The organism is Bifidobacterium sp. WK041_4_12, assembly GCF_041080795.1.
GTDB lineage: Bacteria > Actinomycetota > Actinomycetes > Actinomycetales > Bifidobacteriaceae > Bombiscardovia > Bombiscardovia aquikefiricola.
The window spans coordinates 2,301,577-2,313,401 of sequence record NZ_CP129674.1; the positions used below are offsets into that span (position 1 = coordinate 2,301,577).

Below are 11,825 nucleotides of genomic sequence, written 5' to 3' on the forward strand. Positions count from 1 at the left end.
CTTCACTTATCGCAGGTTCTCGATCCAACTCTTGAATTCTAGAACGACTGCATGTATAAAACGGCTATTTTATTGGAAAACACGCACCCCGAGACACCATTGTCAAAACAATGTACATGGTACGAAGCAAATGAATCCGTCACAACACTCCACAACACCCTACGGCACCACACACATGGAACCGTATATCGGTCGGAAAAGGCGCTGGGGGCATATCGCGAGAAATACCAGCAGCGCCGATTTTCCGAACCACTTCAATTATTCGATTAACAAGTTAATCGATGAATCTGTTATTGACCCTCAGTCCTCATGGGCCTTCAGGCGATCACCAACATCGCCAGAAGGATGGTTCTCAAGGAATTGTCCCTTGGAGAAGTGAGAAATCTCCATGATGGCGATAGCCACCGCGTCGAAGGTTGCGATAACGCCCAAGGTGCTCGTTGTCGCCAACATGTTAAAGGTGTCAGCCTCATGATCGACATGAACGTAGACGACCAAATCCGCCGCTTTTGCCAGAGGAGATTCGGTCTTCTCAGTCACCGTGACGATGGTGCAGCCCTTCTCCTGAAGGTTAGGGGTAAAGGCGAGCAACTCGCGGGTGGTTCCACCCTTGGTGATGATAATCACCGTGTCGTTTGCCCCTACTGCGCCCAAAGAGCCATTGGTTGCATCGGCTGGGCTCAGGAAGAATGCAGGCACACCGATAACATTGAGAGTGTGCATGGTCTTCTTTGCTGCCATTGCAGATGTGCCGCATCCGGTGAGCAGAATATTTCCCTTGCGATTGACGATAATGTCAATCAGCTTGGTAATTTGCTCAGAGTCAAGCGTCTTCGTCAGCTTTGCAATTTCCTCGCCTTCGAGTGTCAGCGTCTTGGTGATACTGCTGGTTACATCAGCCACGCTTACCATACAAGCGTCCTTTCATATTTGGTCGCCTCGATGCGTAAGCATTCGTACAAGCATCATTACGACCTGCTTGAAGTTCAACAAATATACTAGTGAAGATAACATTTTGTTGCATTATAACCACTATTTATGCTCATATGGTCGATTATACGCTCATATGAAACATTCTGGTCAACTCCGGCCACCAACTGATATAAGCCGCAAGCTGTCTCGTTAACACGGTGGTGCAATCAGTGGCTGAAAGCTCTGCCACTGATTGCACCATACACTTACTGCACTGATCGTTGACCGCTGGCTACTGGCTACCGACCACTAACCACCGACCATCATCGCAGCAGCCGCATTCCTCACGGATGCTGAATCATGCAACCGCCCACGCAGTTTCACGCAGTATCGCAGGTGTTACCTGATTAATCGGAGTCGGGTTTGCAGCACAGCTACCCTCGCTGACCACAATCACTTCATCCGAGATGTCACAGATTTCGTCTTCCTCGCTGGAGACGACAATCACCGTGAGTCCCTGGTCATGGGCAAGCGATTTGGTGAGACGGTGTATCTCTGCCTTGACAGCAAGGTCAACACCTTTGGTTGGTTCATCGAGCAGCACGATCTGCGGTTCCTGCGCCAACACTCTGGCAAAAAGCACTTTCTGCTGATTACCACCAGAGAGACTGGCAACCGGCCCTGTTCTATTGCCTTTTACTCGTAGCTCGTCCATCAGTCCCGTAGCATATTTGTATGCCTTGGGCTTCTGAAGGAACCCCCACTGCCTGAAGCGACTGAGCACCGGAAGAATCACATTCGTGGGTGAATCCAGCCCTGGAACTATGCCATCGATTTTGCGTTCCTCACTGAGATATGCAATACCGTTGCGCTGAGCTACCTGTGGGCTGTTCCGTGTCACCTTCCGACCCTTGATAGTTATCGACCCTCCGCTGACGCGATCCAGTCCGGCAATGGCACGAAGAATTTCCGTACGTCCTGAACCAACGAGTCCATAGAGACCAAGTATGTGGCCAGCATGGGCATCGAGGTTGACATTGCCGAGTTTCGAGGATTTGAGACCACGAACGGTGACCGTAGCCTCTCCGGTCTTCGCAGGCGGAGCTTCCCGTTGGACAGGAGTATCTGCCAGAGCAGCGGCCTCATCGCCGGCGATTGCTCGAATCACGTCAGTGCGCGACACGTCCGCCACCGCCTGATTGATTCTCACCTCGCCATCGACCAGAGCCACGACTCGCGTTGCGACGGCATACAGCTCTTCGAGCTTGTGATCCACGAAGATAATGCCTAACCCGTCATCTGCGAGGGATCGCACCACTTCGAGGAAGCTATCGACCTGATCTCCTTCAAGACTGGTCGTAGGTTCGTCAAGCATGAGATACTTCGCGTTGCTTCTTGTGGCAATGGCAATCTCCAGGAGCTGGCGTGTTGCCACTGGGTAGTCGCCGACTCGACGGTCTGGATCCAGCTTAAGACCGAAGCGCTTGCCGACATCGCGAGCAATCTCACGCATTTCATCACGCTTCAGCAGACCTGCCTTGGTGAGTTCGTCTCCGAGGAATACGTTTTGCGTAACCGTGAGATTTGGCAGCAATGACAGTTCCTGATACACCGTGCCTATGCCGACTTCCAGCGCTTCTGCGGGCGAAGAGAATGAGTGCACGGTACCGTCGATGCTGATGGTGCCAGAATCAGGCCGGTCTGCACCGGCAATCATCCTCATCAATGTAGACTTTCCTGCACCATTGTGGCCGACCAAGCCCACGACTTCACCTGGTTTGACCGTTACCGACACTCCTTTAAGAACCGCCACACCTGAGTAGCGCTTCACAATGCCATCAACGCGCAAACCTTGAGCGGGTGCACCCTTTGTTGTATCTGACATCAGCCAACCAAGCCTGCTGCTGGGGTTTCACCTGCTCGGAAGGCCTTGAGATCCTTCAGAATCGTTGCCTTAGGTGTTTTGCCATCGATGTACTCTACAATCTGCCCAATCACGTCAGCGCCGTCTTGTCCCGGTTGCTGGGCAACGCAGCCTACATAAGGACCGCTCAGCGGTTCTTCCGGTGCACAGAATCCATAGAGCTTAACCTTGCTGTTGCCTTGTAGAGCTTGCAAGGTTCCATAGACGGAGGGAGCTGTGTTGGCAAAGATCACGTTGATATCAGGGTGACCAGAGAGTAGCTCGGTGGCGGCTTTCAATGAGTCGTCCATCTTTACGTTTCCATCAACCTCGTCGACAACCTTGGCATTGGGATCACTCGCTATAGCTTTCTTGAAGCCTTCGTCTCGCAGTCTCGGTGCTGTCTCGTCCGGCTCGTTTACGAATCCGATACGCAAATCGGCGTCCTTACCGAAATCTTCCAACACCATATCGGCAATCGTTTGCCCACCGGCAACGTTGTCCGCACCCAAGTACTGGGTCACAAATGCGTTCTGTGCCTTCAACGATTCTTCGTCAACCTTGGCGTTCACCGTGAATACGGGCACATTTACATCATTGGCTGCCTTCACGATAGCGGCGGCAGGCTCGGATTTCACAGGGTTAAGAGCCAATGCGCAAGGCTTCTTTTGCAGCATTGCCTGAACTTGTGCGAGCTGCGCAGCATCGTCGTCATCGGCAATCTGCACTTCGATCTTGAAGCCAGCGTCCTTGCCAGCCTTTTCAAAACCTTGCTTCATTGACACATAAAATGGATTCGTGAGATTCGGCAACGCTACAGCCACGTATGGCGAATCAACTTCACAGGCTGCGGGACGAGCGGTTTTGTCGCCACCATTCGAAGTAGATCCCGTTCCCGTATCAAAACCGCTGCTGCATCCGCTAAGAAGAAGAGTGAGTGAGGCGAGTGCTGCCGCACCCATCAGTAGATGTCGTCGCATGGTAAATTCTCTTTTCTCTTTAATATGATGTGTTTATTGGGCTGTGGCTGGTGCTGTGGCCACGTTGTCTGGTGAAGCGGGAACGGCTGGCGCTGCATGCTTGTTATCCGTGCCGCCTCTCAGCCGCGCCAAAATCTCGCTGATGGAAATCTGACGTCGATACGTGTCGAGGATGACACCGACCAGAATGATCAGACCGATAACCAATGGCTGCCAGTAGCTGTCTACACCGACAACGTTCATGCCATTGGACACCGTGGCAATCAGCACAGCTCCCAGAAGTGCTCCAGGAATACTGCCTATGCCACCGAACAGGCTCACGCCACCAACCACCGCTGCGGCAATCGAGTAAAACAGCTCATTGCCTGACCCTGCGCTGGGGTAACCGACCATGAGACGGCTGGTGATGATCAGACCGCCCATCGCCGCGCAGATGCCGCTGATGACGTATACCATAACGGTGACACGATCTATGCGGATACCTGCAAGTCGACTGGTCTCAGCGTTCCCGCCAACGGAATAGATATGCACGCCGGTTGCCGTGAGCTTGAGCAGAACGGTAAAGAATGTTGCTGCTATACCGGCCAACAGCACCGGCATTGGAATGCCCAGCAATGAGCTGCGTCCGATTATCGCGAACATGGGGTCAGCAACATTCACGGAGCTGGCTCCAGTAAGAATCAGCGGGATACTTGCCGCGACACCGAACGTTGCAAACGTCACGATGAACGGTGGCAGCTTGATGTAATGAATAATGAAACCGTTAAAGGCGCCAACTAAAGCGCCGACTGTGATGGCAGCCAACGCGCCAAGCCACCACGGTGCCCCGGCCTTGATTGTCAGGGCGGCTATCATTCCGGTCAATGCCACAGTCGAACCAGTTGACAAATCTATGCCGCCGGTAAGCAGCACAAAAGTCTGGCCGAGTGCAAGGAACGCAATCACCGCGCCGTTGAGCAGCAATAATTGTGCGTTCTCAAGTGTTCGAAAAGTGGGGGACATTACGCTTAATATGACAGCGACCAGAACGACCACCGCCGCGATACCCATCTCCTCGGGGATACGTCGTCGCATTCCTGCCTCCTTGCAGTAGACAAACGATTGCGAGCGCTTATGCGCTTCACACCGTGTGGAAATCTCCTACGGAGACCTCATAATTTTCACACGCTTTATAATTGTACGCTTTGTATGTTTTTCTGCCTAGTTGGAGAGTTGCTTGCAGCACATGAGCGTCGGCGGTAACAAATGAGCAAAATTTGCGTTCGTTTTTAACAGATGGTCAATCCACTGACAATATTCTCAAAACACCCGTCTGTGCCTGAGTTCTGAAGCGATGGTGACAGCGAAGATGCCGAACCGTCATATGGAGGACTGCAGCACGTATGACATTCCGACACCGCCCATAGCACCGATCAGCGGTCCGACGACAGGCACCCAGGCATACTTCCACCCTGCCGTGGGGTACCCTCGCGTGCGAAACAGCAGCGAATAGATGATGCGCGGCCCGAGATCACGCACCGGATTCAATGCTGCACCCGTCTGGCCGCCTGCAGCAAGGCACAGCATGAATACGATAAGGGCAACACCGAGATAGCCGAGTCCAGAATTGCCGAAGTTGAATACACCGCCTGCCACATACGAACGCGGCGAATCAAGAATCCAAGCAACCAGCACAGTCGTGCAAAGCGCCTCAATAACGACAGCCTGCACATACGACACACGCGAAACCGTGGCGAACCAGCCCACGAGATCCTTCTGCTCGCGGCGTTCACGGAGTTCAGTCCAAAACACCATCGCTGCAAATGCAGCGCCCGCGCAGGCTCCGAAAAATTGGCCACATAGATAGAACGGCACCTGCTTCCATACAATTCCGCCGGTCAGCACCTGAGCCAAGGTAATTGCTGGGTTGAGATGGGCACCACTGTGATCCCCTATGCTGGCACCGGCAAACACGGCGCAGGCCCAGCCGAGCGCCCCCACCGCCTGGTCTGCCTTCCTGAGAGCTACTGCGATGGAAACCATGACCCCAGTAAAAATCATGACCATCGTCCCCAAGAATTCTGACATGACGATACTGCTAGCGCTGATCATGCAATGTCTCCTCTACACCATTGGCAAACCCATGCACGCGACGAACCCGACCTAGCGATCTCACTCGTTGTCGCAGAAACTTGCGGCTACGATGCATCGCATGGGAACATGCATCGATTATCGTGCCGCGACATTGCTTCACCCTGCAAGGCTTGTGCAACGAAGCAGTCATACCCGCCACCATGTCCAAGATACCGCGTTCGACACCGCAACCCCAATTCATAACCCCTCATACCAGTCGTACCAGCCCTGGCATCGCTGGGGGCACTGCCGCAGTGCGGTCAGTGTCAATCAGCCATACCGCACGATTCGGCACAGCGGAATGTGAGCTGGACTCCGAAATCTCTGGTCAGCGTCATGACTACTGTCTATTGACCTATTGACCTGTTGACCTATTGGCATCACACTTGGTACGTCATCTCTTGCTGCAGCCTGATGACCACCAAGCTGCGTAAGCTGTCGGATATCTTCGCATCGCTCCAATTCACTGCGATACTGTTCCTTGATATCCGCAGCTACATGGCCGGTTTGCGGATCCATATGGATTGACTCCGTACCAGCTTCGATAGAGGTTTTGTAATACCATTTCTTGTATCTGAGAAAATCCAGCTGCCCCTGAAGCTCGGCAATGCGCCCTTCAAGAGCACGTTCCTCCCCGTCGAGATAGTCGTAGCGTTCATGCAGCGTGGCGTCGCCCTGCATGCAGAGACGAACAAAATGACCAATATCCTTGATCGGCACACCGCTTTTCTTCAGACAGCAAATGGCTTCGATAAAATTCAGATCGTCCTGCTGGAACACTCTTCTTCCGGCTGAATCACGGTGAACAAAGGGAAGCAAGCCCTTGCGGTCATAGAAACGTATCGCAGAGGTGCTCAGACCCATGATCTGCGCAACCTCACCGATTGAATATCCTGTCATGGAATACCCTTTCATCTATCACTCCACAGCGCCATATGCACCACAGCATCATTTGACTTTAACCTTAGTATAAGTCGTAGCGTTTTCTGTGAAAGGTAGGTACACACTATGACACAGCAAACTTGGTTCGTCACCGGCACTTCAACCGGTTTCGGAAAATCATTGGCCACTCTGCTCGCAACGAAGGATGACGTGAATCTGGTCGCTACGGCCAGAAAAACTGAGCAATTGGATTATCTCGACCAGTACGATCACGGCCAGATTCTTCGTCTCAAACTTGATGTCACCAATCCTGACGAGATCGCGGCATCAGTGAAGGCAGCGCAAGAACGATTCGAGGGCATCGACGTTCTGGTAAATAACGCAGGTCTGGGATATTTCGGCACCTTCGAGGAAAGTGACGAGAAGACGGTACGTTACATGTTCGATGTCAATGTCTGGGGTCTGGTTGACATGACGCGAGCAGTGCTGCCACTCATGAGAGCGAAGCGTTCGGGCATCATCGTGAACTTCTCTTCAGTCGGCGGATTGTGCTCATTCCCGACACTGTCCTTCTATCACGGCACCAAGTATGCCGTGGAGGGGCTGAGCGAATCGTTAAGCCAAGAGGTCAGCGCCAGCGGCATCAAGGTACTCATCGTGGAGCCAAGCGGATTCAGAACAGACTGGGCAGGGCGCTCCTCCGCCAAGAAGGAACCGGAAATCGAAGATTACAAGCAATTTGCTGATTTCATTCAGAGCAATGCCACAGGAGCTCACCATGAGGCCGGTGACCCCGATAAGGCTGCCGAGATTATCTATGACCAGGTTGCGCATCACACTGAGTCTCTGCCCTTGAGACTGCCTCTCGGTAAGTTTGCAAACGACGCTGCAACGAAAAAGTTCAAGGACAACTTGGAGTTGTTCGGACAACTCAAGGATCTCTCCGAATCGGCGGATCAGCCGGAGTAAGGACCGCACAACAGCAATAAGCCGCACGAGATAAGCAATAATGCCTGCCGGTCAGACCATCAGTTCATGAGGTCTGACCGGCAGGCATGTGCTATATGGGCTCAGTACGCAGCGCTGCCTCACCACTGCCCCGCAGCTCTACTGCTCTACTGCTTTACTACTTCACAGCTTCACAGCGATTTGATAACCCGCGCCGGAACCCCCGCAACGATGCAGTCGCTTGGAACATCCTTGGTTACCACCGCACCTGCGGCAATAATCACGTTATCGCCTACATGCACGCCGGGAAGCACCGTGGCGCTACCGCCAATCCATACATCGTTGCCTATGCTGACAGGCACGGCCTTGGCGAGGTATTCCCTTCTTTTCTTGGCGTCCAAGGGGTGAGTAACTGTGAAAATATTGACGTTCGGGCCGATCATCACATGATCGCCTATGCGCACTTCAGCTATGTCAAGAACGGTGAGATTGTAGTTGCTCAAGAAATTGTCGCCCACATGAATGTTCTTGCCATAATCACAGTTGAACGGTGCCTGGACGGAAACGTTCTCCCCAGAGGAACCGAGTATCTCACGTATTTTCATTTCCTGCTTATCAGCTTCAGCGGCAGATATGGAGTTAAATTCCTGACAGAGACGAGCAGCACGAGCCTTGCGTGCAGCAACCTCGGGGTCGAGGAAGTAATACCAATCGCCATGCTTCAACTTTTCTAATTCACTTACCAATCAACACACCTCCACTTTGAGCAAAGCACTTATACCAAGGATGAAGTCAAGCTCTTCATACGATGCAGCCAATTTGTCGTCCATGCGAGCGCTCCTTACAACTCCGCATAGCCACCCCCAGTGCAATGGCTGCTGACATTGGCTGCACTGTTCATCGTAACGCAATCACATATCCAGCAGTCAACGATGGGTCGGGCATGCAGCATCCCAACGCAGACTGTTGTAGGCCCAATGCGTATGGGCGTGTCCCGTGGTGTGCATAGGCTTTGTGTATCTTGATGAAACAGCCGCGCGGGGGAGGATGTTTTGGAGCATTCGCTGTTCTTTGGTGTTAAGGACAACCATGCGATGGATCAGTTGGCATTTTCGTACTGTGGCATCTCGCAAACCGAAGCAGGACATGCCTACGGACCTTCACTGAACAGCGCTTGGGTGTTCCACGTCGTTCTCAGAGGCCAAGGTAAAGTTTCAACCGAAGATTTTACTTACAAACTCGGGGCGGGCGATGGTTTTTTGGTGCGTCCACAATCCTCGACACGGTATTCATCATCGGCTTCCGACCCTTGGGGATACCTATGGTTCGGCGTTCAAGGCGATTTGGTCGGCAAATACCTCAATGTCATCGGCATGCGCTCCGAACAGACAGTATTTACGGTAAAGAACGTCTATCCTTTTCTTTCGATATTGTCACGTTGCTTGAAATACACGTCGGGAAGCATCAGCGATGAGCTGGAACTCAATGCGCTTTCGTTGAGTTTCCTGTCGTCATTCGCTCGCGAGCTGAGTACCACAGAGCACGAGCCCATTGCCACCGCGCATAACGAACTCGTGCGTGAAGCGGTGCATGTGATCATCCATGAGTGGCGTCCTGGCATCACGGCAGCGTGGGTGGCGAATCGCGTGAATGTGGATCGCAGCCATCTTTCCCGTGTATTCCACCGCGATACCGGCATGACCATCAAAGCGTACATCGAGCATATCCGTCTCTCACGCGCCCATGATCTGTTGGGCATGACGGAAATGAGCGTGGCCGATGTCGCACAGGAATGCGGCTATGCAAGCGTTGAAGCACTCACGAGGAATTTTCATGAATCTCAGGGCTTCTCACCGAGCGAATTCCGTAAGGCCAATACGGGCGTTCTCAATAATCTCGGCGTTGGCATCGATTTTTTGTCGGCTGCATTCTCACTCCCCCCATCGCACTGATTCGATAGGGTGCTGCACACTATTCGCCACCTACTGCTTGCCGTCAGAACAGGTCATCATGGCTTCCAGTGGTGACCAGAATCAGGGTAAGCGTTTCATGCTCGATACTGTAAATGAGCAGCCAGTCATCTTGAACGTGCAGTTCACGAAACCCCGCAAGATTCCCAGCGAGGGCATGATCCTTGTACCGCGTAACCAGCAAGTCAATATTTCGAGACATGATGCAACGAATGGCTGACTCAAGTACATCGAGATCGTAATGTTTGCGCTTCATTTTTTTCATTTGCCGCAGGAATGAGGCCGGTCGCTCGATGTGCTTAAGCATCGCGCACTTCCTTCATCAAAGCTTCAACGCTGTCAACTCGTTGCATTGGTTCGCTGGCGGCCTTGAGCACAGAACGCTCGAAGGGAGTCAAACCCGGCTGAAACGGCAACCGATGCTCACTGATGGTCTGGCGCAAAAACATGTTGATGGCCGTCGTCATATCCATCCCCATATCCTTAAAGAGCTCCTGAGCCTCACGCTTGGTCTCGACATCGGTACGAATCGCTATCGTCGCAGTATCACTACTCACACTGCATCACCTCCCTCCCACACATAATCAATGACAACTCTCAATATACATGCTTATGTATATCTATCATATATATTATAGACATACAGCAGCATGCATAACAGTGTTGCACACTACAGGCAGGAAGAGCAACACACAAAGAAAAAATGCGGGTAGTCACCTTTGCCAGGTGACTACCCGCATCACTATCAACGATCCGCTGCATCAAGTCTGCGTATTAACAAGGCGTTGCTGCCTCAGTAGCCTCTCTTGCGGCAGATATCATCGTCAGTGCATCCTAGTCGGCGATTTTCTGCGGCTCCTGTGTTGAAGATTCGCGCGATGACTCTTTATGAGATACCTTGCTGCGTGCATCGTGAACGATGATCCCTATAAGGATGATGCCGAAAATGGCTGCAAATACGGGGAATGGCGCAACCAGCGCGTCAGTGCCCAAGATGGCCTGGATCAGTCGCATCGTCAACGGTGCAATGAATGAACCGGTATTCGTACCGATGAAAATCATGGATGTAGCGAAGGCGATGGTTTTCTTGCTCGTGATATCGCCCATGCCATTGAAAATGTAAGGGAAGCACCATGCGCATGGAATGCCTGAGATCAGCATGCCCAGAATTACCAACACGAGGTTGCCGTTGGAAAGTCCGATGCACAGGTTGGCAACGATGTATGAGATCAGACCGAGATAGAGCGCGCCCTTGCCCGTCCACTGATAGAGTTTTCCGAAAACGATGCCGGCGACGATGCCGACGAGCGGCATCAAGGAAAGTACCAGCCCTGAATTGAAGCCTATTCCCTCGATGCTGTCCATGATTGAGGGGAAACGCACCTGAATGGCAATGGAGTTGAGCACAAGCAGCACAGCAAACAATGCGAGTGCATATACAAAGGGATTGGTTTCCTTGATGATGGAAGCATATCCTGCCTTCGGCTGCTCTTCGCCCTCGTCATTGGCTTTCAGATCGATGTCAGGGACGATGAACCAGAAGAACACTGCAACAGGGAATGCGGCGAAGTAGATGGCGAAGGACCAGTGCCAGCCCAATGTCAGCAGGAGTCCAGCCAAGGCCATGAAGATTGACTGTCCGACATTCTCAGCAGAACCGCGCAGACCAAGAAGATTGGCACGAGTATGACCGGTGTACAAGGCATTGATTATGGATACTGCCAAAGCGTTATACAGACCCAAGCCCACGCCCATGATGAGTCGGCTCATGAGAATAATCGGGTACGAATTCACAAAAACAGGCACGATACCGCCGAAGCCCAGAAGCAGAATGCCCACCATTATGGTGCGCTTCACCCCGAAATGTTCCGCAATCCAACTGGACAGCAGCACGAAAACAGCCATAGCGATATTCGGTACCGTCGAGAGCATTTCGCTCTGCGTGGTGCTGATGCCCAGAGACGCACGTAACTGAGGCAGGGCACTGCTGATGGCAACAGAACTCGTGAGAATCAATGAAATTGACAGAACAGCAGACTTGGTAATAAGACTCTGCGGTTTGATGGTCATTATTTACTTCCTTGTAGAAGCAGCGCTGCGCCATGCAGCGCTGCATTA

Annotated in this window: 12 protein-coding genes; 2 read left to right on the forward strand and 10 right to left on the reverse strand. The window is 52.4% G+C overall.

Translation table 11 applies throughout. The features are described from left to right. Positions 1-300: 300 nt before the first annotated feature. The 6 genes from QN215_RS09815 to QN215_RS09840 form a co-directional block, all read right to left on the reverse strand. Positions 301-912, reverse strand: a complete 612-nt coding sequence (locus tag QN215_RS09815) for an SIS domain-containing protein (protein WP_369344103.1) — start codon at positions 910-912, stop codon at positions 301-303. A 358-nt stretch (positions 913-1,270) separates the two neighbouring features. Then, entirely contained in the window at positions 1,271-2,797 is a 1,527-nt protein-coding gene (locus tag QN215_RS09820) for a sugar ABC transporter ATP-binding protein (RefSeq protein ID WP_369344104.1), read from the reverse strand. Beyond that, complete coding sequence (locus tag QN215_RS09825) at positions 2,797-3,795, reverse strand: substrate-binding domain-containing protein (protein WP_369344105.1); 999 nt, start codon at positions 3,793-3,795, stop codon at positions 2,797-2,799. Before QN215_RS09825 ends, QN215_RS09820 begins: the two co-directional genes overlap by 1 nt. A gap of 33 nt (positions 3,796-3,828) precedes the next feature. Beyond that, positions 3,829-4,869 carry an ABC transporter permease gene (locus tag QN215_RS09830; RefSeq protein WP_369344106.1) on the reverse strand — a complete coding sequence of 347 codons (1,041 nt, stop codon included), beginning with the start codon at positions 4,867-4,869 and terminating at the stop codon, positions 3,829-3,831. 285 nt (positions 4,870-5,154) lie between these two features. Further along, positions 5,155-5,862 (reverse strand): MIP/aquaporin family protein, encoded by a 708-nt coding sequence (locus QN215_RS09835; RefSeq protein ID WP_369344107.1) that lies wholly within the window; start codon positions 5,860-5,862, stop codon positions 5,155-5,157. Positions 5,863-6,177: 315 nt separating this feature from the next. Beyond that, positions 6,178-6,807 carry a MerR family transcriptional regulator gene (locus tag QN215_RS09840; protein WP_369344108.1) on the reverse strand — a complete coding sequence of 210 codons (630 nt, stop codon included), beginning with the start codon at positions 6,805-6,807 and terminating at the stop codon, positions 6,178-6,180. Positions 6,808-6,915: 108 nt separating this feature from the next. On the opposite strand from QN215_RS09840, the gene QN215_RS09845 reads away from it, so the two are divergent. Next, a complete protein-coding gene (locus tag QN215_RS09845) occupies positions 6,916-7,758 on the forward strand; it encodes an oxidoreductase (RefSeq protein WP_369344109.1) in 843 nt (280 codons plus the stop codon). Between the two features lie 170 nt (positions 7,759-7,928). Here QN215_RS09845 and QN215_RS09850 read toward each other — a convergent pair whose 3' ends face one another. Next, a complete protein-coding gene (locus QN215_RS09850; protein ID WP_369344110.1) occupies positions 7,929-8,483 on the reverse strand; it encodes a sugar O-acetyltransferase in 555 nt (184 codons plus the stop codon). A 306-nt stretch (positions 8,484-8,789) separates the two neighbouring features. On the opposite strand from QN215_RS09850, the gene QN215_RS09855 reads away from it, so the two are divergent. Beyond that, positions 8,790-9,689: a helix-turn-helix domain-containing protein gene (locus QN215_RS09855; protein ID WP_369344111.1), complete on the forward strand. Its 900-nt coding sequence runs from the start codon at positions 8,790-8,792 to the stop codon at positions 9,687-9,689. A 43-nt stretch (positions 9,690-9,732) separates the two neighbouring features. Here QN215_RS09855 and QN215_RS09860 read toward each other — a convergent pair whose 3' ends face one another. From QN215_RS09860 to QN215_RS09870, 3 genes are all read right to left on the reverse strand, one after another. Beyond that, positions 9,733-10,014 (reverse strand): type II toxin-antitoxin system YafQ family toxin, encoded by a 282-nt coding sequence (locus QN215_RS09860; RefSeq protein ID WP_369344112.1) that lies wholly within the window; start codon positions 10,012-10,014, stop codon positions 9,733-9,735. Next, positions 10,007-10,264 carry a type II toxin-antitoxin system RelB/DinJ family antitoxin gene (locus tag QN215_RS09865; RefSeq protein ID WP_369344113.1) on the reverse strand — a complete coding sequence of 86 codons (258 nt, stop codon included), beginning with the start codon at positions 10,262-10,264 and terminating at the stop codon, positions 10,007-10,009. Before QN215_RS09865 ends, QN215_RS09860 begins: the two co-directional genes overlap by 8 nt. A 277-nt stretch (positions 10,265-10,541) precedes the next feature. Next, positions 10,542-11,777 carry an MFS transporter gene (locus QN215_RS09870; RefSeq protein WP_369344114.1) on the reverse strand — a complete coding sequence of 412 codons (1,236 nt, stop codon included), beginning with the start codon at positions 11,775-11,777 and terminating at the stop codon, positions 10,542-10,544. Positions 11,778-11,825 lie beyond the last annotated feature (48 nt).

Bases quoted from the DNA above. Each gene is read 5' to 3' on its own strand.
- QN215_RS09825 (WP_369344105.1), bottom strand. From the start codon at position 3,795: ATGCGACGACATCTACTGATGGGTGCGGCAGCACTCGCCTCACTCACT.
- QN215_RS09835 (WP_369344107.1), bottom strand. From the start codon at position 5,862: ATGTCAGAATTCTTGGGGACGATGGTCATGATTTTTACTGGGGTCATG.
- QN215_RS09845 (WP_369344109.1), top strand. From the start codon at position 6,916: ATGACACAGCAAACTTGGTTCGTCACCGGCACTTCAACCGGTTTCGGA.
- QN215_RS09815 (WP_369344103.1), bottom strand. From the start codon at position 912: ATGGTAAGCGTGGCTGATGTAACCAGCAGTATCACCAAGACGCTGACA.
- QN215_RS09840 (WP_369344108.1), bottom strand. From the start codon at position 6,807: ATGACAGGATATTCAATCGGTGAGGTTGCGCAGATCATGGGTCTGAGC.
- QN215_RS09870 (WP_369344114.1), bottom strand. From the start codon at position 11,777: ATGACCATCAAACCGCAGAGTCTTATTACCAAGTCTGCTGTTCTGTCA.
- QN215_RS09860 (WP_369344112.1), bottom strand. From the start codon at position 10,014: ATGCTTAAGCACATCGAGCGACCGGCCTCATTCCTGCGGCAAATGAAA.
- QN215_RS09820 (WP_369344104.1), bottom strand. From the start codon at position 2,797: ATGTCAGATACAACAAAGGGTGCACCCGCTCAAGGTTTGCGCGTTGAT.
- QN215_RS09830 (WP_369344106.1), bottom strand. From the start codon at position 4,869: ATGCGACGACGTATCCCCGAGGAGATGGGTATCGCGGCGGTGGTCGTT.